The organism is Cognataquiflexum nitidum (assembly GCF_022538055.1).
GTDB lineage: Bacteria > Bacteroidota > Bacteroidia > Cytophagales > Cyclobacteriaceae > Cognataquiflexum > Cognataquiflexum nitidum.
Genome location: NZ_JAKZAM010000073.1, coordinates 1 through 3,118, shown reverse-complemented (window position 1 = coordinate 3,118; position 3,118 = coordinate 1). Strand labels below are relative to the sequence as shown.

Here is a 3,118-nt window from a genome sequence, read left to right as displayed (position 1 = left end):
TATTTTGGTGAAAAGCTGTTTGAACGGATGGTTATTGCAGCTCTTCATCCTTACGTGCAGTGAAGCGGATACACATAAAAAAAATTCATATAACTAATAAAAACATTTATTCTATCAAATTCTTTTCCTGATTGTTATGATTTTTTATAATTGTTCATTCTAACTTAAAACATATTTTACATGAACAAATCTATCTATCTATCTATCTATCCTATTTCTGGGGTTGGGGGCAATTAGTTCCTGTCAGGATGCGGGGCAGGATGATATAATGACCCAAGAGCTTTTAGAAGCTCAAAGGAAAAAGGAATTAAGTGATTATGAGGTCAAGCTCAGAGAATTGACCTTATTTATGGGCGAAGTATTCAAAGACCCGGAGGCTAGAAGAGAATTGTTTGAACTTGCAAAAGCCGATGAGTATGAAGAGGATATTTCCTATAGTCTAAAAAAGCTCCTAAGCACAAATGAAAATCCTGTTTCGAGGAAGCGTTCTGCTATCGTCAGTGCTTTTTATGAGAATGCTAAAAACCACAGAACTATTGGTGAAACTTTTGATCAAAAAAAATTAATTGATTTCATTAACAATAATGATATAAGTATGCTTGCTCCTTACATGATAGGTTATTTCGAGCCTGATAAGATTACGGAATTAACCGTATCATGGTGGACTGAGGAAATGGAAATTGAGGCCTTAAAAATTGATCCCGAATGGAAAGGTGAAACCCCCGGGTATAAACTTAAATTAACTGAGGATGGAAACTTTGTGAGTTTCGGAAAAAATAATCCAAATCTTGCTTCAGATTTAATTTATGCAAATGACGACTATGCGGAAAAAAATCCAACCGTAGTATTTGGGCGATTTGATGATCCGGACTTGATCGGAACGAAAAGTAAAAAAATCCCAATGACGGAGAATCTAGCTATGAATTCCACCAAGATACCTTGTACTTCTCTAGACTCAACAAAAACAGTAGTAATTGCAATGCCTCACTGGAGGCTTACTACAAGCGTTAGAAGTTGGCCCAATAACAATAGAATGCATTTATGGGTTGTTTTTGGAGATTTATCAAATCTCCCAGCAGGACAAACTCCAACTGTTTTGCAGAATAACATAACAAAACCAATGTCAGGTAATGTTGAAATTTTAAGAAGGCATGCAAATGAAGGAAGATGGCAAACAAGTGGGCCGATTTTAGTTCATAATATGCCTTACGAAGCTAAAGACTTCTGGCTGGTGTGGGCAGTTGAACGACCTAGAACGAGTTTTTCAATCAGTGGATCTGTGGAATTTAAAAAAAATAGTGTCAAAATACCTATCCCTAGTTTCAAAGTAGATCCTCCAGAAATGAGGCTATTAGGTGATTCTCGAAGCACTACTTATATAAACTTCCAGCGTTGTCGTGTCATTAATGATAATTTTACTCTAGTTGGAGACACGTTTAATAGCGATGGAACGTTGATGACTAGATCTGTGGGAGGTGAGGTATACCCTGTTATCACACAGGATGTAGCCCAGTTTATTTTGAGAATTAGACAATGATTGATATGAAAAAAATAGTGATTGTTGTTTGTACTTTCCTTTGTTTTGGGGTGGTTCATGCTCAGGATCTTAAAAAAAACAGCTTTGAAATTTCGGCTTTTAGAAATTCAAGTAATGATGGACAAATTCCTGTAAGTACTATGGATAATTACGGAATTAGTGTCAATTACAGTCGGTATTTTTTTAAAAGATGGAATGTAGGAGCAGGATGGGGTTTCGGTGATTTTAATGGAAAAGGCTACAATGGCCTTTTTGAGGAATTCTATGAATTTGCAAGTAACAGAAACTACACCCAATACCATATCCGACTTGGATTTGAACCGATTCAAAATGAAAGGTTTGCTATAGGTGTTCAAGCGGAATTTCTGAGGTTTTCATACAATGCAATTACCGACAGATGGACAGGTGGTCCTGGTCTGCCTGGAGATGATCCACGTCGGGTTACTTTAGGAAGATCGCGGGTGTCAGGTGGATTCTTTGGGCCTTATGGTGTTTTCAACCTCTCTGAAAATTTCTTTTTGAGAGGAAATTATTTGATAGGTGTTCCGGCCCTGAATTATGATTGGAGTTGTAACAATGTGTCACTCGCTGTAGGATATCGATTTTGAGAAAAAAGGCTTTTCAAAACAGGGAAGGTGATTTTAAAGGATAGATAAAATGACGGAAGCAGGTGAAAACTTCTCCTTCTGATTCGATTATCCTTCCAATTGCTTGAGGAAGCCTGACATTTGTAAAAAATCAAAAAAGCCCGGGGCTAGACACCGGGCTATTTGGTTGCAAAGAGTGGAGATACATACCCAGTAATTAGACAAAACGTAGCCGAATTTATACTTCGAACAATAAATTAAATGAAATTAAGACTACAGTTTATAGTTGGATTATTCCTAATCAGTCAGTCTTTGCACGCGCTGCAGACTTATAAAAACACCTTTGAACTGAGTACATTTAATATTACAAGCGCAAATACAACAGGTTTTGAAAGGACCAGCACTAATGGTATTAGCTTGGGATATACCCGATACTTCTTTGAACGGTTGAATGTAGGAGCTTCTGTGGGTTGGGGAGATTTCTATGGAAGAGGTTCCATCCTTCTCGAGAGGTTTGATGATTTTCCTGAAAATAGAAGGGATTATACTCAATGGCAGCTTAAATTAGGTTATGACCTAATACAAACTGAGCGGTTGAATCTGGGTGTACAAGCTGAATACCTCAGGTTTTATTATAATGGTATTACTGAAAGATTTACAGTCGGAAGTCCTGATGACCCGGAATTTTTAGAGCGGTTGACCTTTGGAAGGTTGGCAGCTCCAAGTTTTTTTATCGGACCTTATGGGATGTTTCACCTGACCGAGAAGCTGGCGGTAAAGGGCGAAGCAGTTTATGGAATGCCCAGTATGAATTTTGAATATACAAGATATAGGGTTTCCCTAGGTTTGGGTTTTCGATTTTAATTTTAAAGGAAGAAAAGCGGGTTACTTGGGTTTTTGGTTCAGTGAGTTTTGCCTGGATCAGCAGGACATTTTTACTCCAAGATTTGATTCCTGCCTTGGACGACACGATTATTGCCATAGCCGGGGTTTT

General features: G+C 37.8%; 3 protein-coding genes. All 3 read left to right on the top strand.

Annotated features, from left to right (window positions below; translation table 11 throughout):
• The first annotated feature begins 268 nt into the window (after window positions 1-268).
• Window positions 269-1,537 (top strand): hypothetical protein, encoded by a 1,269-nt coding sequence (locus MMU07_RS21615; protein WP_241128695.1) that lies wholly within the window; start codon window positions 269-271, stop codon window positions 1,535-1,537.
• A 5-nt stretch (window positions 1,538-1,542) separates the two neighbouring features.
• Window positions 1,543-2,145 carry a hypothetical protein gene (locus tag MMU07_RS21610; protein WP_241128694.1) on the top strand — a complete coding sequence of 201 codons (603 nt, stop codon included), beginning with the start codon at window positions 1,543-1,545 and terminating at the stop codon, window positions 2,143-2,145.
• Window positions 2,146-2,385: 240 nt separating this feature from the next.
• Window positions 2,386-2,988: a hypothetical protein gene (locus tag MMU07_RS21605; protein WP_241128693.1), complete on the top strand. Its 603-nt coding sequence runs from the start codon at window positions 2,386-2,388 to the stop codon at window positions 2,986-2,988.
• Window positions 2,989-3,118 lie beyond the last annotated feature (130 nt).